Origin of the sequence: Halothiobacillus sp., from assembly GCF_028710545.1 — a bacterium.
Taxonomy (GTDB): Bacteria; Pseudomonadota; Gammaproteobacteria; order Halothiobacillales; family Halothiobacillaceae; genus Halothiobacillus.
Window position 1 is genome coordinate 1 of the sequence record NZ_JAQTTX010000046.1, and the last position, 19898, is coordinate 19898.

20 protein-coding genes are annotated in these 19898 nt (G+C 55.4%); 10 read left to right on the forward strand and 10 right to left on the reverse strand.

Translation table 11 applies throughout. The features are described from left to right. Both rpsI and rplM read right to left on the reverse strand, forming a co-directional pair. A partial coding sequence (gene rpsI / locus PHD44_RS09720; protein ID WP_300190985.1) for a 30S ribosomal protein S9 occupies window positions 1-230 on the reverse strand: 230 nt, incomplete at its 3' end. Window positions 231-247: 17 nt separating this feature from the next. Next, window positions 248-676 carry a 50S ribosomal protein L13 gene (gene rplM, locus PHD44_RS09725; RefSeq protein ID WP_298218489.1) on the reverse strand — a complete coding sequence of 143 codons (429 nt, stop codon included), beginning with the start codon at window positions 674-676 and terminating at the stop codon, window positions 248-250. A 328-nt stretch (window positions 677-1004) separates the two neighbouring features. Between rplM and PHD44_RS09730 the strand changes: the two genes are divergently transcribed. The 3 genes from PHD44_RS09730 (at window position 1005) to PHD44_RS09740 (ending at window position 5703) form a co-directional block, all read left to right on the forward strand. Beyond that, entirely contained in the window at window positions 1005-2270 is a 1266-nt protein-coding gene (locus PHD44_RS09730; protein ID WP_300190988.1) for a (Fe-S)-binding protein, read from the forward strand. A 127-nt stretch (window positions 2271-2397) separates the two neighbouring features. Continuing rightward, window positions 2398-3825 (forward strand): sigma-54-dependent Fis family transcriptional regulator, encoded by a 1428-nt coding sequence (locus PHD44_RS09735; RefSeq protein ID WP_300190991.1) that lies wholly within the window; start codon window positions 2398-2400, stop codon window positions 3823-3825. A 513-nt stretch (window positions 3826-4338) separates the two neighbouring features. After that, entirely contained in the window at window positions 4339-5703 is a 1365-nt protein-coding gene (locus PHD44_RS09740) for an FAD/NAD(P)-binding oxidoreductase (RefSeq protein ID WP_300190994.1), read from the forward strand. 131 nt (window positions 5704-5834) lie between these two features. On the opposite strand, the gene PHD44_RS09745 is transcribed toward PHD44_RS09740, so the two are convergent. From PHD44_RS09745 to trpD, 3 genes are read right to left on the reverse strand one after another with little or no spacing between them, the layout of a single operon-like run. Beyond that, window positions 5835-6254 (reverse strand): OsmC family protein, encoded by a 420-nt coding sequence (locus PHD44_RS09745; protein WP_300190997.1) that lies wholly within the window; start codon window positions 6252-6254, stop codon window positions 5835-5837. Then, window positions 6251-7060 carry an indole-3-glycerol phosphate synthase TrpC gene (trpC, locus tag PHD44_RS09750; RefSeq protein ID WP_300190999.1) on the reverse strand — a complete coding sequence of 270 codons (810 nt, stop codon included), beginning with the start codon at window positions 7058-7060 and terminating at the stop codon, window positions 6251-6253. The genes PHD44_RS09745 and trpC overlap by 4 nt, the downstream gene beginning before the upstream one ends. Next, a complete protein-coding gene (trpD, locus tag PHD44_RS09755) occupies window positions 7053-8111 on the reverse strand; it encodes an anthranilate phosphoribosyltransferase (RefSeq protein WP_300191001.1) in 1059 nt (352 codons plus the stop codon). The genes trpC and trpD overlap by 8 nt, the downstream gene beginning before the upstream one ends. 145 nt (window positions 8112-8256) lie before the next feature. On the opposite strand from trpD, the gene glyQ reads away from it, so the two are divergent. Genes glyQ through PHD44_RS09770 form a run of 3 tightly spaced genes read left to right on the forward strand, consistent with a single transcriptional unit; the run spans window position 8257 to window position 12090 of the window. Further along, a complete protein-coding gene (gene glyQ, locus PHD44_RS09760; RefSeq protein WP_300191004.1) occupies window positions 8257-9183 on the forward strand; it encodes a glycine--tRNA ligase subunit alpha in 927 nt (308 codons plus the stop codon). A gap of 45 nt (window positions 9184-9228) precedes the next feature. Continuing rightward, window positions 9229-11307 (forward strand): glycine--tRNA ligase subunit beta, encoded by a 2079-nt coding sequence (gene glyS, locus PHD44_RS09765; protein WP_300191007.1) that lies wholly within the window; start codon window positions 9229-9231, stop codon window positions 11305-11307. Between the two features lie 15 nt (window positions 11308-11322). Beyond that, window positions 11323-12090, forward strand: coding sequence for a 1-acyl-sn-glycerol-3-phosphate acyltransferase (locus tag PHD44_RS09770; protein ID WP_300191009.1), 768 nt, complete (start codon window positions 11323-11325; stop codon window positions 12088-12090). Here the strand turns inward: PHD44_RS09770 and PHD44_RS09775 are convergent. Next, window positions 12075-12554 carry a hypothetical protein gene (locus PHD44_RS09775; RefSeq protein ID WP_300191012.1) on the reverse strand — a complete coding sequence of 160 codons (480 nt, stop codon included), beginning with the start codon at window positions 12552-12554 and terminating at the stop codon, window positions 12075-12077. The two genes, PHD44_RS09770 and PHD44_RS09775, sit on opposite strands and share 16 nt — an antisense overlap. Window positions 12555-12716: 162 nt before the next feature. Here PHD44_RS09775 and PHD44_RS09780 point away from each other — a divergent pair, with 162 nt between their 5' ends. Continuing rightward, window positions 12717-13439, forward strand: a complete 723-nt coding sequence (locus tag PHD44_RS09780) for a YbaY family lipoprotein (RefSeq protein ID WP_300191014.1) — start codon at window positions 12717-12719, stop codon at window positions 13437-13439. 13 nt (window positions 13440-13452) lie between these two features. Here the strand turns inward: PHD44_RS09780 and PHD44_RS09785 are convergent, their stop codons facing one another. Beyond that, entirely contained in the window at window positions 13453-13992 is a 540-nt protein-coding gene (locus tag PHD44_RS09785) for a heme-binding protein (RefSeq protein WP_300191017.1), read from the reverse strand. Between the two features lie 959 nt (window positions 13993-14951). Between PHD44_RS09785 and PHD44_RS09790 the strand changes: the two genes are divergently transcribed. Further along, complete coding sequence (locus PHD44_RS09790; protein WP_300191020.1) at window positions 14952-15236, forward strand: phage tail protein; 285 nt, start codon at window positions 14952-14954, stop codon at window positions 15234-15236. Between the two features lie 333 nt (window positions 15237-15569). Here the strand turns inward: PHD44_RS09790 and PHD44_RS09795 are convergent, their stop codons facing one another. From PHD44_RS09795 to PHD44_RS09805, 3 genes are read right to left on the reverse strand one after another with little or no spacing between them, the layout of a single operon-like run. Further along, window positions 15570-16112: an rRNA large subunit pseudouridine synthase E gene (locus tag PHD44_RS09795; RefSeq protein ID WP_300191032.1), complete on the reverse strand. Its 543-nt coding sequence runs from the start codon at window positions 16110-16112 to the stop codon at window positions 15570-15572. A 4-nt stretch (window positions 16113-16116) separates the two neighbouring features. Further along, window positions 16117-17097, reverse strand: a complete 981-nt coding sequence (locus PHD44_RS09800; protein ID WP_300191023.1) for a 5'-3' exonuclease H3TH domain-containing protein — start codon at window positions 17095-17097, stop codon at window positions 16117-16119. 38 nt (window positions 17098-17135) lie between these two features. Then, window positions 17136-18398, reverse strand: coding sequence for a malic enzyme-like NAD(P)-binding protein (locus tag PHD44_RS09805; RefSeq protein WP_300191025.1), 1263 nt, complete (start codon window positions 18396-18398; stop codon window positions 17136-17138). 390 nt (window positions 18399-18788) lie between these two features. On the opposite strand from PHD44_RS09805, the gene PHD44_RS09810 reads away from it, so the two are divergent. Both PHD44_RS09810 and PHD44_RS09815 read left to right on the forward strand, forming a co-directional pair. After that, on the forward strand, window positions 18789-19064 hold the full coding sequence (locus tag PHD44_RS09810) for a hypothetical protein (protein ID WP_300191028.1): 276 nt from the start codon (window positions 18789-18791) through the stop codon (window positions 19062-19064). Window positions 19065-19371: 307 nt separating this feature from the next. Next, entirely contained in the window at window positions 19372-19596 is a 225-nt protein-coding gene (locus PHD44_RS09815) for an addiction module protein (protein WP_300191030.1), read from the forward strand. Window positions 19597-19898: the final 302 nt, after the last annotated feature.

A 19898-nucleotide genomic window follows, 5' to 3' on the forward strand; every position in this document is an offset into this window, starting at 1 on the left:
CCTGATTGACCGCTGGGGCCGCCACCGGCCACGGTGCAGAACACATCGAAGCGGTCACCCACTTCGAGCAGTTCCAAAGGCTGACGAACGACCATGCGTGCCGTTTCACGACCGAAGAAGTCTTCGATGGTTTTACCGTTGATGGTGATCGTGCCGTTACCAGGACGAAGAAAAACCCGTGCCGCAGATGTTTTGCGACGACCGGTACCGTAATTTTGGGTGACTGCCATGACTGATGATTCTCCGATCAGATATCAAGCGGTTTGGGTTGTTGCGCCGCGTGATTGTGCTCACCGCCGGCATATACTTTGAGCTTGCGGAACATGTCGCGACCCAGCGGGTTCTTGGGCAACATGCCTTTGACCGCCATTTCAATGACGCGCTCAGGCGCACGTTCGATCATTTTCTCGAACGTGAAGTGCTTCATGTTACCGATGAAGCCCGTATGGAAGTGGTACATCTTGTCTTGCGCTTTGTTGCCGGTGACTTTGACGTCTTTCGCGTTGACGATGATGATGTAATCGCCGGTATCCACATGCGGCGTGAATTCAGCTTTGTGCTTGCCACGCAGGCGACGCGCCACTTCAGTCGCCAAACGGCCGAGGGTTTTGCCTGATGCGTCGATCACAAACCAGTCGCGCTTGACTTCTGCCGACTTGGCGGAAAATGTTTTCATTTATATAGCTCCCAAAGAAGCGAAAAGAGTGCCGAAAAACGGACATTAATTCAAAGAGGCGGCGATTCTAGCGAAACATGCCGCCACTGACAAGTGATTCTGATGCCGAATTCGACATTTGGTGATGAACCGGGTTTCTTCCGACAAGTTTTGTGGGCAAAAAAAGAGCCGGCGCAAGGGCCGGCAACAAGAACCACCAAAGGAAATCAGCAATTAACGGTATTAGAATAAACTAAAATACTCAAGGATTGCAAGTATATTTCACCCCCCCTCCTTCCGACCGGCCGCACAACTTGCCTCGAATAGTGCCGCATGGTTTGATGCGAGCATGAACACGCCGACAGATTCCACCGACCGCTCAAACGCAAAGATGCGCATCAAACACCATGCGCTCGAGTGCGTGATGTGCGGCATCTGCGTCCCCCACTGCCCCACCTTTGCCCTGTCTCACAATGAAGCGGACGGTCCGCGCGGACGCATCAGTCTCGCACTCGGTTTGGCGGGCGGCACACTCGCGCTCGATGCGGGCGTGGTGGCGCATCTTGATGGTTGCCTGACCTGCCGCGCCTGCGAATCGGTTTGCCCTTCGCTCGTTCACTATGGCGAACTGATCGACGAGGTTCGCGACGCACTGGCACACGATGAATTCGAATCAGAAACAGCCAACACACGACCGCGAGCCGCCTCCAAACGCTGGATTTGGCTGCGTCACCATGTGTTGAGTCAGCGACGGGTCTTCGGCGCAATTTGGACTGCGCTCTCCCTGCTCGACCGATTAAAGGCAACCGACATGATTCGGCGCTTTGGCGGACGAATGGGGCAAATCCTGCCGCCCGTTCTTCCCAGGCGATTCCGTCCGAATGGCAGGATAAGCACCGCCCCTGCGCCAGAGGCCACGACCAAAACCGTCGGGCTTTTCATCGGCTGCACCGGCGAGTCATTAAACAGTGATGCCGTGCGTGCCAGCATCATAGCGCTCAATGCCTTGGGTTATGCGGTGGAGATACCAACCGCTCAAGTTTGCTGCGGCGCCATGCACCAACACGGCGGCGACATCTCGGAGGCTACCCGTCTGCGTGCGGCAAACCGCACGGCATTTGCTGACAGGAACTTAAGCGCCATCGTCGTCATCGGCACCGCCTGCGCCAGCGAACTTCAGCGAGATCAGGGTGATGTACCTTTTATGGAAATCACCGATTTCCTCGCCCAAGTTCCCGATGACCAATGGCCATCTTTGCAACCGATCCCGGCGCGCGTGGCCATTCATTTGCCCTGCAGCCAGACCCGCGTGCTCAAACAACCTCGCAGCACCGAGCGACTGCTGCAAAGAATCCCGGAGTTGAATCTCGTACCACTGGCCACCAATGACCGCTGCTGTGGGGCGGCCGGAATGCATGTATTAATGTATCCCAATCAGGCCGACGCACTGCGCGCACCGAAACTCGAAGAAATTGAACAACTGAATCCGGATTTCGTGGTTTCGGCCAATATTGGCTGCGCGACACATATCGCTGTCGGGCTGGCTTCACCCGTTTTGCATCCGGTGGAACTCATCGCCAAATCACTGACAACCACTCATCGTGAAGTACGGTAAATGGTAGCGATAGAGCCATGCAGAAATAGAGGGCAAACACGCATAAAACCATACAATTGCAGCATTGAATTCACTCTAGCGGCCATGTAGTGTTACTGACAAGTTGACACATCGGAGGCAAAGCATCGTGTCTGATCACAACACTCGCTTCACGACCGCTCGCACCAAAACAAATCATTGCGGATTTGCAGCCTTAGTTGACACCGCACGTGATCCCCTTGTTCTGATCGACAAGAATTATCAAATCATTGCGGCTAATGCGGCCTACACCGACATTCATGGTATTTCATCAGAGCAAGTCATCGGACGTACCTGCTATCAGGTCTCCCATGGTCGTAATCGGCCATGTCATGAGTTTGGCGATGATTGCCCGCATCAACAGGTATTCAAACAGCACCGCTGCCATGAAGTGCAACATCAGCACTGCGATGGTCATGGTGGTTATGAACGTGTACGAATTCATGGGCAGATCATTCCGCTGGACAATGGTGAGTATTTGCTGGCCGAGCGCGTAACAAAAGTTGACACTCAAAACGAACCAACCAACATCGATTCAGCACTGCAATCCGATCAGCCGCCTCAAACCAGCTCAGAGTGGATACCCTCACTTTCACCGCGCTCTCAAAAAGTATTTCATCAACTTGATATGGCGGCACGGTCGGACGCTCCTATCCTCTTGCTTGGTGAAAGCGGAGTCGGCAAAGAAATGGCCGCCTGCCATGTCCATCGACACAGCCAGCGCCATCGCGCGCAAATGGTTACCATTGATTGCACAACGCTCACAGAGTCCTTGTTCGAAGCCGAATTATTCGGCCATGAGGCCGGGGCATACACTGGCGCCAACCATCAAATACAAGGCCTGATCGAGCAGGCACAGGGCGGTACTCTTTTTCTGGATGAAATTGGCGAACTATCCATGCCCATGCAGGCAAAGTTACTGCGTTTACTCGAACAACGCCGTATCCGTCGGGTAGGGGGCCGTCGCGATATCGAAGTCGATTTTCGGGTCATTGCCGCCACCAACCGGGATCTTGAAGAATCCGTCGAGCAAGGCCAATTCAGAGCCGATCTCTATTATCGACTGGCATGTATCAGCATGACTATTCCCTGTCTGCGCGACCGCACTGAGGACATTCTCCCACTGGCACAATACTTCATAGAGCAGATAAATAAAAAAAGCGGACGGCAGTGCTGTCTTTCCGCAAATGCCATAGAAAAATTGCAACAACATGATTTTCCAGGAAATATACGAGAACTAAAAAATCGGGTGCAACGCGCGATCACCTTGGCCGAGACCACACATATCGAGCCTCATCACCTGGGATTTGAAACACAGATCTTACCGAACAACAAAGCCCCGAGCATGGGCAGCGCAAGACAGCCACAGGAACAGCCACAGGACGAATACACGCCGACTTCTTTGGCTGAACAGGAACATCTGTTGATTAATCGACTACTGAAGGCCTTTAGTGGTCACCGCAGAAAAGTCGCTGAGGCATTGGGTATCAGCGAGCGCACACTCTATCGAAAATTGAAAAAACATAAGGCCACTTAAGGGCACTTCGAAAAACCCCATCCTTGGGATTTTTTAAGGACGTTCGTCGCGGGAAACCAATATCGTTGCTGGGAGCAACTATGAAACGATTTGCGTTTCCCAAAGGGCTGGGCACATGGATGTATCCAGCCATAACCAACCCTCTCTATTTCAATCGCTTTCGTGATTTCACGGCACCACGCCTATTATGTGGTGCACGGGCGGCTCGAAAGGTTTTTTGAGGCACTCTTAAGGAGCCTCTGCACGAATCGCTCTTCAAGCGCTTGCATGATTGTGCAGTGCCACTTCCTTGTGGCACACGGGCAAGAAAAGTTTTTCATGCCTACTAATTCAAAAATAGACTAATTCAGTCTTTCTTTATGCCAACTTATGTCATGTTGTCATGTCGCATTGTCATGACAATGCGATTAAAGCAGATAATATGCAGTCAACCAATTGATTTATATCGCCAGTTATGTGTGGCATAACAAATGCTTCAAGTGAAACGTCTTTCATAAAAACAGGAGAAACATGATGGATAGACGTCACTTTCTGAAGATCGCCTCCGCCGCTGGCGCAGCTGGATCAGCAACCCTCTTTTCAGGTTGCACAACAGCCTCTACAAAAAAAGAAGCAGCAGCGAGCACGATGAGTGCTGCCTCAGTCCATCCCGATGCCGCAATGGATATACCCAAAGCAAAAGGTCAGCGGACTGTCATTATCGGCGGTGGGGTTTCCGGTCTGACGATCGCTCGATACCTGCGTCAAGCAGCGCCGGATATGCAAGTCGTCTTGCTGGAGCGCAATGCCACCTATCAGTTCTGCCCGCTCAGCAATCTCTACATGGTCGGCGGGATGGACTTGAATTATTTCTGTCGCAGCTACCTGGATGCTGCGAAAAATGGCGGTTATCTTTATGCTCAATCCACCGTCTATGACGCCGATCTTGAAAACAAGATGGTGTACACCGACCAAGGAAAAATCGGCTACGACTGGCTGGTTATCGCACCGGGTATTGATTACAACTACACCTCGATCGGCGTAAAAGACCCAGAAGAAGAATACATCCTGCGGCAAAATTACCCAGCGGGTTTCATGCCCGGTTCAGAGCATATTTCCTTGAAGCACAAATTAGAAAACTTCAAAGGCGGTATTTGGCTCAATACGACACCTGCCGGGAATTATCGCTGCCTGCCCGCGCCCTATGAACGCACTTGTCTTGTTGCCGACTTTATGAAAAAGCACAAAATCAAGGGCAAGGTCATTCATTTGGATGCGAACCCGGACATCACCATCAAGAAAAAAGGGTTCCATGCGGCCTTCAACGAGCTTTACAAAGATTACGTGGAATACATTCCAAACTTTGATTTCCAATCGGTGGATGTTGAGAAAAAAACCATCAGCTCATCGTTTGACACGATTCATTTCGATGATGCCGCCATTTATCCGCGCATCAGAGCATCGAAACTGATAGAGAAACTCGGTATCAACAAGCCGGGCGATTTGCAATTTGAAGCCGATATCGACCCGTATACTTACGCAGTCAAAGGACACCCTGATGTATTTGTGACAGGGGATTCACGCTGGATGCCTTATTCAAAAAGCGCCAATACCGCCAACTCAGAAGGCCACTTTGTCGCTCAGGTCATTGCCAACCGCGCCAAGGGCAAAGATACGCCCTGGATCAGCCCACATACCATTTGTTTCTCGATGGTTGAATACGAGCCAGTCGAGTCGATCTCCGTCTCAGCACAGTACGCGTATGACAAGAAAAAAGGTGCTTTTGAATTCGCGAATGTCCAACTAATCGAGAAATGGAGCAAGGCACTGGGTGATGGCACCATTGCCTGGGGCGAATCCATTTTAGGTGATATTTCTGGTAATCAGGGAAAAGCGTAAAAACACATAGGGGGCACCTCGAAAAATTCCATGGAAGGAGTCTTCGAGGTGCCCATAGAGATCATATGGAAACCTCGTAAAACCCCAAGCATGGGGTTTTTCATTGCGTATTGATCAGGTTGAGGCGGTATTTAATTACTGCGAATCTCGAAGTCGTAGGTAATATCCACGCTGTTTTTCAGCATTGCCGAGACGGAACAATATTTCTCTGCCGAGAGTTTTACGGCGCGTTCGACCTGTTTCGGGTCAAGGCCTGAGCCTTTGACAACATAATGCACATGAATCTTGGTGAATACCTTGGGTGCGGCCACATCGGCGCGTTCGGCATCGAGCTCGATCCAGCAGTCTTCGACCGGCTGGCGTTGTTTGCCCAGAATGACCATCACGTCAATGGCGGTGCAGCCGCCCAACCCCATCAGCACCATTTCCATGGGCCGCGCGCCCAGATTCCGCCCGCCGATTTCCGGCGAACCATCGAGCATGATGCCGTGCCCGCTATCGGATTCGGCCATGAAGGCCATGCCTTCGACCCATTTCACCCGTGCTTTCATTTGCTTGTTCCTCCAAAAAGATGGTGCAGCGCCGCGCCCGGATCGTCGGCGCGCATGAATGCTTCACCGACCAAAAAGGCATGCACATGATTACTGCGCATCCGCTCGACATCGGCTGGCGAGAGGATACCGCTCTCGGTAACGACCAGAATATCCGGTGGAATCTGGCTCAATAATTCGAGCGTGGTATCGAGCGTGACGTCAAACGTACGCAGATCGCGGTTGTTGATGCCCACCATGTCGATGCCCAGAGCCAGGGCACGTTGCAGTTCGTTGGCGTCATGCACCTCAACCAGCACATCCATACCCAGATCGGTGGCTTGCTTATGCAGGGCGGCCATTTCGCTATCGCTCAATGCGGCAACGATCAGCAAAATGCAGTCGGCACCCAGCGTACGCGCTTCGACCACCTGATATTCATCGACCATGAAGTCCTTGCGGAGCACCGGCAACCGGCAGGCCGCGCGCGCTTCACGCAGATAATCTTCATTGCCTTGAAAAAAATCATGATCGGTCAGCACGGACAAACAGGCAGCACCGCCCGCCTCGTATTGCCGGGCGATTTCAGCCGGATGGAACGGGTCACGCAGCACGCCCCGGCTGGGGGAGGCTTTTTTCACCTCGGCTATGACAGCGGCTTGACCCGCAGCAATCTTTCGGCGCAAGGCAGCAACAAAACCACGCGGCGCATCCGCCTCACGCGCCAACAGCGCCAGCTCCGTCAGCGGGAGAATCGCACTGCGCTCGGCCACTTCGGCCCATTTTCGAGCGATGATTTTTTTCAGAATGTCGGGTGTATCAGTCATGTGTGGAATTCCGGCAGGCCTGGGTTTTGGCAATCAGGGCATCGAGTTTAGCCAGTGCGGTACCAGATTTCAGAATCGCCTGCGCACGGGCAATGCCCTCTGTCAATGTATCGGTCAGGTCGGCGGCGTAAATCGCCGAACCGGCATTGAGCGCGATCATATCGGCAACAGAACCCGCTTTTCCGCCCAAGGCTGAACGCACCAGGCTCACGCTTTGCTCCGGACCTGTCACGATCATGGAGGTTAAAGGCTGGCGCTTAATACCGAATTGCTCTGGCGTGATCTGGTAGCGGTGGATTTTTCCTTGATGCAACTCGGCCACTTCGGTCGCCTCGGCGAGGCTGATTTCATCCAGCCCATCGTGACTGTGCACGACCAGAACGTGACGGGCGCCCAACAGGTGCATCACGGCCGCCAGTGGTTCGAGCCACTGCTCGGCATACACGCCCATCACCATCGAGGGCGCATTCGCCGGATTGGTGAGCGGCCCGAGTACATTGAACAGCGTCCGCACGCCCAGCTCCTTGCGGGGCACGGCGGCATGGCGCATCGAGCCGTGATGCTTGGGCGCAAACATGAACCCCACACCCAGTTCGCGCACGCAATCGGCCACGCAATCGGCAGGCACATCCAGCGCCACGCCTGCCGCTTCCAACATATCGGCACTGCCGGATTTGCTCGTAATGGATCGATTGCCGTGCTTGGCGACATGCCCCCCCGCCGCGGCCACCACAAACCCCGACGCGGTGGACACATTAAATAAGGCCGAACCGTCTCCGCCCGTGCCCACAATATCCACAAGGTTCGGCACATCGACGCGCACGCCAACGGCCAGCTCGCGCATGACCTCGGCGGCGGCGGTGATTTCATCGACGGTTTCGCCTTTCATCCGCAGCGCGACCATAAAGCCGGCCACCTGCACCGGCGTGGCACCACCCGACATGATCTGGCGCATCACGGCACGCATGTCCTCACGCGAAAGGTCGCGCCGGTCAACGGCAAGCGCGATGGCTTGGCTGATATTGAGTTCTTGGTCGAGTTGTTGGTCCATTGCCGGGTCCGCGCCTGTGGCGTCCAAAGGATGAATTCAAAATTGAAAGAGGCCGAAAATACCACGCCACGCCCCGTTTGCGCCACCGATGATCGTTCAACTTCAGTATACTAAGCGCCATTTATTCGCCGCCGATGAGCCTGTTATGCCGATTGAAATGAACACCCATCACGATTTATCCACGTTTCAGGGATTGATTCTCGCCCTGTCCGAGTTCTGGGCGAATCAGGGTTGCGCCGTGCTGCAACCTTTGGATATCGAGGTTGGCGCGGGCACCTTCCACCCGGCGACCTTCCTGCGCGCGATCGGGCCGGAGCCGTGGCGCGCCGCTTATGTCCAGCCCTCCCGCCGCCCGACCGATGGCCGTTATGGCGAGAATCCGAACCGTTTGCAGCACTACTATCAATTTCAGGTGCTGCTCAAACCCTCGCCGGACAACATCCAGCAACTCTACCTCGACTCGCTCGCCCTGCTGGGCTTCGACCCGCTCACCCACGACATCCGCTTCGTGGAAGACAACTGGGAATCGCCCACGCTCGGGGCCTGGGGTCTGGGTTGGGAAGTGTGGCTCAACGGCATGGAAGTCACGCAATTCACCTACTTCCAGCAGATCGGCGGGCTCGATTGCCGCCCGGTTTCTGGCGAAATCACTTACGGTCTCGAACGCCTGGCAATGTACATGCAGGGGGTGCAGAGCGTGTACGATCTCGTTTGGAGCAAGAGCGAGGCGGGCATCATCACCTATGGCGATGTGTATCACCAAAACGAAGTGGAACAATCCACCTACAACTTCGAACAGGCCGACACCGCCTTCCTGTTCGGGCTGTTCGATCAGGCCGAGCGCGAATCACTGCGTCTGGTGGAACTCGGCCTGCCGCTGCCCGCTTACGAGCAGGTGCTCAAAGCCTCGCATGCCTTCAACCTGCTGGACGCGCGCCGCGCCATTTCCGTCACCGAGCGCCAACGCTTTATTCTGCGTGTACGCACCCTCGCTCGCGGTGTGGCCGAAGCCTATTACGCCCGTCGTGAGGCCCTGGGCTTTCCGATGCTGGCACGCAACGCCACAGCTTAATAAATAATGGCTTACTAAAAAGTTACGCTTTTCTGGACTATCCACATGACTGATCGCGCCGATTTTCTATTCGAACTGGGCACCGAAGAACTGCCCCCCAAAGCGCTGCTGCGTTTGAGCGATGCCCTGACCGAAGAACTTCTGACCGGACTGCGCGAAGCGGGTCTATCCTTTGGAACGCATCAAAGCTACGCTGCGCCACGCCGCCTGGCCGTGCTGATTCGCGACGTGGCCGCCAGCACGCCCGAGCAGGCCGTTGAGCGCAAGGGCCCGGCACTGGCAAGCGCCTTCGACGCGGAAGGCAAGCCCAGTCGCGCACTGGAAGGCTTCGCCCGCTCCTGCGGCGTGACGGTGGACGCACTCGAAAAAATCGAAACGGACAAGGGCACCTGGCTCGTGTATCGCCACACCCAACCGGGCAAAACCGCCGCCGAGATTATTCCAGCCGCCATTGCCCGCGCGCTGGACAAGTTGCCCACGCCCAAGCGGATGCGCTGGGGCAGCCACGAGGTGGAATTCATCCGTCCGGTTCACTGGGCGGTTGCCCTGCACGGCAACACGGTCATCGACACCGAGATTCTGGGCGTGAAAGCCGGTCGAGAAACCTTCGGCCACCGCTTCCATCACCCGGCAGCCATCACCATCGAATCACCCGCAAGCTATGCCGACCTGCTGGAGAAGCAAGGCTTTGTGCTTGCCGATTTCGCGGCACGGCGCAGCAAAATTCAGGCGCAGATCGAAGCCATCGCGAGTGATCTCGGCGGCACGGCACGTGTGGATGACGATCTGCTGGATGAAGTGACCGCACTGGTCGAATGGCCCGTGGCCGTGGCAGGCAAATTCGAGGAATCCTTCCTTCAAGTGCCGCACGAGGCGCTGATTTCCACCATGCAGGGTAACCAGAAATACTTCCCGCTGGTCGATGCGCAAAACCGCCTGCTGCCGTGGTTCATCACCATCGCCAACATCGACAGCAAGAACCCCGCTGCGGTGCGCGAAGGCAACGAGCGCGTGATTCGTCCGCGGTTTGCCGATGCGCTGTTCTTCTGGAATGAAGACCGTAAACACACGCTGGAATCGCATCTGGAGTCACTTAAAACCGTGATCTTCCAGCAGCGTATGGGCAGCTTGTTCGACAAGACCATCCGTGTTGAACGGCTTGCCGAGTACATTGCCGAGCTGATCGGCGGCGACGTTACGCAGACACGGCGTGCGGCGCGCCTGTGCAAATGCGACCTGCAAAGCCACATGGTGGGTGAATTCCCCGAGCTGCAAGGCATCATGGGGCGTTATCTGGCCACCCACGACGGCGAGCCCGCTGCCGTGGCGCAAGCGCAAGACGATTACTATCTGCCACGCCGTGCCGGAGACGCGTTGCCTGGCGATGCGGTATCGCAGGCAGTCGGACTGGCCGACCGGCTCGACACCCTGATGGGGATTTTCGCCATCGGCCAGGCGCCGACCGGTGCCAAGGACCCGTTCGCCCTGCGTCGTGCGGCGCTGGGCGTGCTGCGCATCATCGTCGAGCAACAACTGGATCTTGATCTCAAATCCTTGCTGGAACAGGCGGCCAAAGGCCTTGATTCGATCATTCCGGAAGCCGTCGAGCATGTACAGGCCGTGTTTGAATTCATCACCGAACGGCAATACCGCTATAGCCTCGATCGCGCCATCCGCGCCGATGTGTTTGCCGCTGTCGCCGCCGTGGGCACGACCCGACCGCTGGATTTCGAACAACGCATGGTGGCGGTCAACGAATTCCTGAATCTGCCGGAAGCCGAACCGCTCACCGCCGGTAACAAGCGCATTCAGAACATTCTGAAAAAGCAGGAACAGCCGGTCGACGGTCACATTCAAGTCGATCTACTACAGGAAGCCGCCGAAAAAGCGTTGTTTGACGCGGTCACTGAGATAACACCACGTATTCGCGCCGCCACAGCTGAGCGCGCATACACCGACGCGCTCACGGAGCTGGCCCAACTGCGGGCACCGATTGACCGTTTCTTCGATGAAGTCATGGTCATGGCGGACGACGCGGCCATTCGACGCAACCGGCTGGCTCTGCTGCAACAGACCGGCGCGTTGTTCCTCAGCATTGCCGACCTGACGCAACTCAATGGTTAAACGGACACGATCAATATGCCGCTCGCGTTTATTCGCTCCCTTTTATTTTTGCTGATCAGTTATGTGATGCTCATCCCGTATATCCCGGTCATGCTGATCGGCTGGTTGCTGCCCGCGCGGCGGCGGTATTACGTGATGTTCAGTTACGGGTTTGTCGTGTTCTGGCTCGCCCGCATCATCGTGGGGTTGCGCTGGCAGATCGAGGGGCGCGAGCATCTTGCCGGAGCGCCTGGGCGGTTGATCGCATCCAAGCATCAGTCCACCTGGGATTCGATGATTTTGCCCCAGCTACTGCATCAACCCGCCTTTGTTCTGAAAAAGGAACTGCTCTGGATTCCGATTTTCGGCACCGGCCTGGCGGGCATGGGCCCCATCGCTATTGACCGGAAGGCAGGCAGCCAGGCACTCAAGCAGATCATCAAACAGGGCAAGGCTGCGTTAAGCCAGGGGCGGGATGTGATTATTTTCCCCGAAGGAACCCGTTACAGCCCGGACGCCGAACCCAGTTACAAGATCGGTGCGGCGATGCTCGCACTCCAGGCCAAGGCAGATGTGATCCCCATTGCGCTCAATAGCGGGTGCCACTGGAAAAAGGGGCAGTTTCTGAAATACCCCGGCACCATTCATGTTGTGATCGGGCCGCCCATCCCCATTGCAGGGAAGAAAGCCGATGCGCTAACCGAAGAAATCAAGCAATGGATCGAAGGCCAGCAACAAAGATTGTATCGCCAGTACGGCTGTCCCAACACCGGCATAGCACCTGAGCGTCAAGCCGACCGGTAAGCCTCCTGCACCCATTCAGGGACGGGGCTCGGGTGCCGGGAGGCATCAAATCCCCGTTCAACGAACTGATGCAATGTCTGATCATGGGCATGGATCAGCTCGATCAATTTGGGATCATCCGCCGTCAATTGCGCTTCTACGCCATTTTCTATGTTCCGGTAGAACATGGAAATCTCTTCGCGGTATTCGAACAGGGCGCTGAATAACGGGTCCCATGACCGAATGGCGCGGCCACTGCCAAACCGAACTTTCATCCCTTCGACATGCTCCTGAATGATACGAACCAGCTCAGGGTTCTCGCTCGTCGTCTGCACACGAATGCCGTTCGGCAACGCCTCGGTTTCACGCCGAAGCTGCTTATGGTCGATCAGCAGTTGCTTGAACAGGGCCTGATCCCGGCGGTGTTGCTCATCCGAGCCGCGGCCATGCCGATAAACATGCGTACTTTCTTGAGATTCGCTCATAAACCACCCCTTTCCTGCATCAATTTGCCACATTTGGACATCATAACCAAAATAGCTATAAAAACATATTGGTCATAGGGAATGGAGCATCAATAACGCCAACAGGCAGGGAATCCCGGACAGAAGTACAATTAACCAATTAGACAACAACAGGAGTTGACCATGCATTACAAATTGTCGTCCACACCCCTGACTTGGTCTGTTCGAACCCGCTTTTGCGCTGTTCTGTCTCTACTGGGTGTCACCCTGTTGGGGCTCAGCGGATGCGCTTCATTCCCCTTTTTCGGCGCCACTCCGGCGGTAACCCAAACCGATACCGTGTTCACAGGCAGCCTCAGTTACAAGGCGCGAATCGCCTTGCCAACCGACAGCACCGCTGTCATTGAACTGCATGACGGCACACAGCCGGATCAACTGATCACCGAAGAGCACATCCCGCTGAATGGCAGGCAAGTGCCTATCGATTTCCAATTGCTGATTCCCAAGGGACGGTTAATGGTCAACCACCCTTACCTGTTACGCGCCAGCATTATTTCGGCCAATCGGATCACCTGGATTTCCGAGCCGATCACGGTCAGCACAGACAAGCAGCAGCTTGGCGTCGTGAAGCTCAAACCATTTGAAACAGAAGTGTTCACAACCGCGATGATGTGCGGGTCGACACCGGTCATGGTGTCCGGCCAAACAGATTCGGTGACGATGAAGATAGAGGGGCAGACGATCAAACTAAATCGGAGCGTGTCTGCCGATGGCGCGCGCTACGTTGCTGAAAACGACCCGGCCACGGTGTTCTGGTCGAAGGGCAATACGGCCACCATCACGCTGAAGGGCACCGTTTTACCAAACTGTCTGGCGCGCCCGGACACAGCGCTCAGCCAGCAGTAACGCGAGTGGTGGATCAGGGCAGATCCAATCGGCCGACGTAGGCTTCAACCGCTGCGCGGGCACAGGCTTCGTCCTTGTCGCCGCCGGGCGCGCCACTGACGCCCAGCGCGCCGATCAAGGTGCCCGCCGAATCGATCCGCACGCCGCCATCCAGCACCAGAATGCCATCCACATGATCCATCTCCAAACGGATGTCTTCACGGTTGCGCCGGAACACGCTGGAATCCACACCCGAGAGAATCACCGAACGCGCCTTGTCGGTGGCGATCTGAATCGTAAACCGATTCGCCTGCGTACCCCGCATCACCACTTGCGGATCGCCTGCACGATCCACCACGACGGCACTGACGTTGTAACCACGACCCTGGCAGACCTCGACCGCTTTTTCCGCGATCTTGGCCGCCAGCGGCATACCCAGTCGTTTGGCCGTGACGACATCACCCGGATCGGCATGGGCTGCTCCTCCTGTCAGTGACGCCAATAAAATAACCGCACCCCATACGGTGGAGCAACGGCCCCGTCGCTGCCACAGGGTGCGTACTCGCTTAGCCACCAACATCAACATCTTGAAAAAGTACCTCGAAACTCCTGAATTGTTCATGCCACACCTCTGTCAAAACACCGCTGATTGAGAAAGTAGTAATTCTAAACCGCAGCCTGATAAATTTTACGAATAGGTTTTTGGAGTCATAATTTATTTTGATCTTGATAAATATTTAAGAATATTCGACCAATATATTTGCAGGTAAACTGAAAAAACAAGCAAGCATTCACAGAAGGAATCGAAACATGCGGCTTTCAAAATTGTTCATTCGGTTAGTTTTTTTGCTGTACGTGTTTCACGTTCCGTTCGCGTGGGCCGCCAATCCAAGTCCAATTACGCTCTCAGGCACCGTAAGCAACAAGCAAACCAATCAACCCGAAAATGGCACTGCAAATGTCACCTTCACGCTCTACGGCTCAGCTCTTGCGAGTGCTAATGTACTTTGGAGCAGCACACAGCCGGTTCAATTCAATCAAGGCGCATTTACAGTCATCCTTGGAAATGATCCAGCCAATCCCTTGCCAAGCGACTTTGATATAAGCACAGCTGTGGTGGGCATTCAAATTGGCACCGATAGCGAAATGAGCCCTCGCCTTCCACTTATCCCTCCGTATGCCGTCAGCGCTACAAATGCTACCGGTGACATAACACCAACCAGCATCGGCATCCGCACCAACGTCGGTGTGGTGCCCGTTATCGATTCAGCCGGACATTGGATAGGAAACCCATCAGGGCTGCAAGGTCCAGCGGGCCCAAGAGGACCATCTGGCCCAAAGGGTGCCCCTGGGCCCGCGGGGCCTCAAGGGCCATCTGGACCGGTTGGCCCTGCGGGTGCTCCGGGTGCACCTGGACCCATGGGGCCCTCTGGGCCTCAAGGAGCGACCGGCCCCATTGGTCCGCAGGGGCCTGAGGGACCAGCAGGGCCTCAAGGCCCACAGGGAATTCAAGGTCCGCCGGGTGATTCCACATTGTCTACGTATTTTGGCCAGAACACCGGCTCAGCGTTAGCTGCCAACGGTACTGAATGCACGATCGGGCAAATGACACTGGTGGCAAGCAAGCGTTGTGTCGGGCTGCCCGCCAATGGCCAACTTTTATCCATTTCGTCAAATACGGCTTTATTTAGTCTGTTGGGCACAACCTATGGTGGCAACGGCACGAGCACTTTTGCCCTGCCGGATATGAGAGCCAGTACGCCAAACAATATGACCTGGTGTATCTGCGATAGCGGCATTTTCCCAAGTGCGCGTTAAGAAAATGCATCATTCTCTTCCCACTCGAAACATAACCGCCATCATATTAGCCATATTTTCTGTTGCTGGTTTATCCAGTTGTGGCGGCGGCTCTGGTCATTCGCAAACTGGCGAAAATCCACCAGCCAGTCCTAGTCAGCCTACTCAAAAACAGACGTATCAAATTCAACTGGGCCAAGTCAGCCAGACGCATTTGGATTCGCCAAACTTCCAGGGTGAGGTTCAGGCACAAACAACCAGTGGCCTTACCGCCAACTCAAGTACTTATACACTGAAACTGAAGCCGTCGATAAACTGATACCCACACCACTTCATAAAAAATCAAGGCGATGATCAAGATTCAATCAGAACCCATTGGCCCGGCTGAAGTTCGCCCAGTCGATAGCCGCCCACGGCAACGCGGATCAGGCGAAGTGTCGGGAAACCAACCGCTGCTGTCATCCGGCGCACCTGGCGGTTTTTGCCTTCGGTAATCGTCAATTCGATCCAGCTGGTCGGGATATTCTTTCGCACACGAATCGGCGGTGTTCTCGGCCAAAGCCAGTCGGGTTCCGGCACGGCACGCGCCACGGCAGGGCGGGTTTTGCCGTCTTTGAGCACCACACCGGCCTGCAATTGACTCAATGCCTCCGGCGTGATCTCGCCCTCGATTTGAGCCAGATAGGTTTTGGGCTGCTTGGCATCGGGTTGCGTGAGTCGTGCCTGCAAACGACCATCATCGGTCAGGAGCAACAATCCTTCGCTATCTCGATCCAGCCGACCCGCAGCATAGACATTCGGCTGATTGATGAAATCGGCCAGTGTGGCCGCGGAAGAACCGGGTTCCGGCGTGAACTGCGAGAGAACATCGAATGGCTTGTTGAATGCAATCAACATGTCATCAGGCGGCAACCGATTGCGATTTCTCAAACCGGGGGAGCCGCGCCCAGCGGGCGATCCGGTACTCATCAACACCCGCCACACGCAGAATTTGAGGCAGATTCTCGCCGAGACCCAACCAGGGGGAAGGGGTAAGGTTCAAGGGCAAATCGCACACAATGCCGGTGAGCTGGCGCGACAAACGCACCAAGGGCTCATTTTCGGCCAGCAGTTTCTGCACGCGCGGCGCCCCGCGGAATTTCATGCCGTACACAGCAGCCAGATTGGCGTAAATCCCATCAATCGTGCCGTGTTTCTTGAGCAGACTACCGGCAATGCGCGGGCCGATGCCGGGCACGCCGGGGATATTGTCGGCGGTGTCCCCGGTCAGTGCGAGCCAGTCCGCGATTTGCTGCGGTTTAACGCCAAAGTGCCGTTCCACGTCGCCGTACGCCAGCACCTTTTGCCGCATCGGGTTGAACCAGCGATCATCCGGCCCCAGCAACTGGGCCAGATCCTTATCGCCGGTAATGATGGTGACGGCACGGTTGCGTTTGCGCAAACGCTGCACCAGGGTGCCGATTACATCGTCGGCTTCATAGCCCGGATGATCGATGGCACAGAGGCCCGCCGCCTCGGCCAGGGCGCGGCAGCGCGGGAGTTGTGCGGTCAGCTCGGCGGGTGCGGGCGGACGGTGGGCCTTGTATGCGGGGTAGATGGCTTGCCGGAAGCTGCGATTGCAGGGCGCATCGAAGGTACAGACGATCACGGGGCCATGCTCGGCATGAGGCGCCACAGGTGGCTGAATGTTTTGGTCGAACACCGATTCGAGCAGTGTCAACAAGGCATCGGCGAACCCTAAAACCGCGCCTACGGGCTGCCCATCGGCATCAACACGGGTTTTATCCGCCCCGTGCCATGCTCGCCAGATCTGCGCGTGGGAGTCAATGAGCCAAGCACGGCTCACGGCAGGAGACGAACCCGAAGACGTTGGTTCAGACATAACCTGAGACATATCCTGCTGCGCCAACGGATGTTCGCTCACGCGTTCGATGAAGACGGATAAGGCCGGTAAGCCATTCGCGCCACGCCGTCTTTCTCGGCGGCGGCAGCGATTGCGGCGGGCAGCCGCTCGATGAGGCGCGGGTCGAATGGCTTGGGCAGAATGTACTCGGCGCCAAAGGTCAATGTATCGACCCCGTAGACCGACAGCACGCTCTCGGGCACGGGTTCACGCGCCAGCGCCGCCAGCGCCTCGACGCAGGCGATTTTCATGTTCGGTGTGATACGCGATGCACGGCAATCGAGCGTGCCACGAAAAATGAACGGGAACGCCAGCACATTGTTGACCTGATTGGGATAATCGCTGCGCCCCGTCGCCATGATCAGATCATCACGCACGCTGTGCGCCAATTCCGGGCGGATTTCCGGGTCGGGATTGGCCAGCGCGAACACCACCGGGCGAGCGGCCATGCTTTTGAGCATCTCGGCACTCAACAGGTTCGGTGCGGACAGTCCGAGGAACACATCGGCACCACGCAGGGCATCTTCAAGTGTCCGGTCATCGGTTTCGGCCACCACGGCGGCATGGTGTGCCGGCAGATCGGTCAAACCGGTGTGTAGGACGCCGACTTTATCCACCACGCGCAGTTGCTCACGATTTAGCCCCATATCCAGCAACAATCGCAAGGTCGCCGTACCCGCGGCACCCGCGCCCACCAATACCAAGCGAATATCTTCGAGTTTTTTGCCCTGAATTTTCAGGGCATTGACCAAACCGGCGGCGATAATGATGGCCGTGCCATGCTGATCGTCGTGGAATACGGGGATATCCATCGCCTCGATCAACGCACGTTCAATTTCAAAACAACGCGGGGCGGAAATATCTTCCAAATTGATGCCGCCGAAACTCGCCCCCAACCGACGCACGGTATCAATGAATTCCTTTGGGTCCTGGGTTTCCACTTCAAGGTCAATCGCGTCGATGTTCGCGAATTTCTTGAACAGCAGCGCCTTGCCTTCCATGACCGGCTTGCTCGCCAGCGCACCGAGATTCCCGAGCCCCAGGATGGCCGAGCCATCGGAAATCACAGCCACAAGGTTGCCCTTGTTGGTATAGCGATAGGCATCATCCGGGTTCGCGGCAATGGCACGAACGGGTTCAGCCACGCCGGGTGAATATGCCAGCGCAAGATCACGGGCGGATTGCGCGGGCTTGGTGATGGCCGTTGCCGTTTTACCCGGCAGGGGAAACTCATGGTAATCGAGGGCGGCTTGGCGTGGATTGGGCTGGGTGTGAGGCATGGCTACAGGTTCATGGTGAAAGGTGCATTAAGCCAAGCATTATGCCACGTAAAGAATGCCACAGTGCCAGTCAAAAGGACAGGAGCCTCAACAGGCCGCTGAAACGCAGCCACCGCGCCCAAATCACAAGCCCGCTTCCATGCAAGCACAATAGCGCCGAATTAGAATCTCGGCACGTACCCAATCCAACAATTTTGGCGGGTGCCGATTAAATTCTTGACGATTCATCCGCAAAATTCTAGGCTGCCTAATTGAACAAGACAAGGGATAAAAAGCATGAAAAACGGACAGTTACATCAAATCCAAATTGATTGGTTGGCAAACTCCGCCAATTATCATGCTGTCTAAATTACGTTATTGATCAATTGTAAATCAACTCAAGGAGATGAGATGGAAAATCATGTATGCCCGCATTGCCGCACCGAAGTACCTCATGGGGCTAATGTTTGCACCGGTTGCCAGGCTGAGATTGAATACGGCACACCCAATTCAGCCTTTTTGGCAGTATTTATTGCGGCCACGTTTCTGGGTGCTTGGATAGGGGCAAACAGTAACTCAGTCGTTGGGTGGATAACCTTTGTTGTTATTTTAGTTGGCGGAGTTTTTGGTTGTTACAAACTGTTTGCGAATCGGGTGAACTTTAAGCGCATCTATAAAACACGCTGAACAAGCCTAAGTAAATGCTGATTTATTCCATCCATGGAATAAATCAGCTCGCTCATCGCGGTACACGCCCGCGATGGCTCTCACGAATCAAAGACTTACGTCTTTGTTCGTGTTGGGGCATCCTGCCCCAAGCGGGAAGCACTGAATAAATCAGCGCTTCCCTAACCTCGCGCTCAACCCGACCGCCCACCCGCTACGCGGGTGGGTTCCCTCCGCGCGTCGCGCTCCGGCGGCGGGTTAGCTTTAACGTTAGATTTGCTTGGCGGTTGAGGGTAAAATAGTTGGCGCTTGGCGCGGAGACTAAATCATGTCAACTTCAGCAAAATCGGTACTACAAGAGACCCTTCGGCTTCCGCCCGGAGATCGTGCGGCACTCGTGGAAGGCCTCATAGGAAGTTTGGATCAACCTGACCGGGCCATGGATTCCTTGTGGCTCAAGGAAGCTGAGGATCGCATGGCGGCTTATCGTTCTGGTGAGCTCCGCGCAGTAGATGCAGAGAAGGTCTTTTCCGAACTGGGTCAGTCAATTTGACGATCCGGCTGCTATGTCCTGCGCAGCGAGAGTTGGTCGAGGTAATTGGCTATTACAACAGGGCAGCTCGAATAACCCGAGATTTTCAATGAATTCAGCCACTGAATCATGCCTGTGGCCGAATCCAGCTCAAATTTCACAACAAACGACGACCTTTCCAAGCAGCATTGCCCGGTTACAGTGGACCCATCCGTCAAGACAGAAATTGGTCTAATTTAAGCTTGTCTGTCCGTCTTTCGCGCAACTGCATGGCGTTGCCCCATTCTTGCCAAATTTGTCCACTATCCTTGCGCCGCCATCGC